The sequence below is a fragment of the Bradyrhizobium sp. SHOUNA76 genome, assembly GCF_023006445.1.
GTDB lineage: Bacteria > Pseudomonadota > Alphaproteobacteria > Rhizobiales > Xanthobacteraceae > Bradyrhizobium.
On the sequence record NZ_JALBHA010001180.1, the window covers coordinates 1 to 403 of the forward strand.

Genomic DNA, 403 nt, shown 5'->3' on the forward strand with positions numbered 1-403 from the left:
CGCGTTGAACGCGCGGGCCAGCGGCACGAACTCGGCCGGCAGGCGATTGCGCGCCGCGCGGGCCGACAGATCGCCCTCGCCGAGACGTTTGGCCATGTCGACGAGCATCTCGATCGGCTTGATGACGAGTTTTTCGGCGGCGATCAGCGCGCCGAGCAGGACGAACACGACGACGAAAGCGAGCTGGAGATAGGCGGTGCGAATGTCGCGGCTGACCGCCTCGGACACCTTGTCTTCGTCGATGCTGGCGATCAGGCGGGCATTGGTGCCCGCGATGCGGATGTAGCTGACCGCGCGGCGGGAGCCGTCGGCGGCGAGGAAGGACAGCGTGCCCTCATCCTGGTCGGACCGCAGCGCGCGATCGGCGATCGCGGACATCAGCGGCAAATTGTCGAGGGGCCGG

At 68.2% G+C, this 403-nt stretch carries 1 protein-coding gene; it reads right to left on the reverse strand.

Going from position 1 to position 403, the window contains the following annotated elements; genetic code table 11:
- Nucleotides 1-403 (reverse strand): HAMP domain-containing protein (locus MOV74_RS40390; RefSeq protein ID WP_246933133.1); only part of this gene is annotated, 403 nt, incomplete at both ends.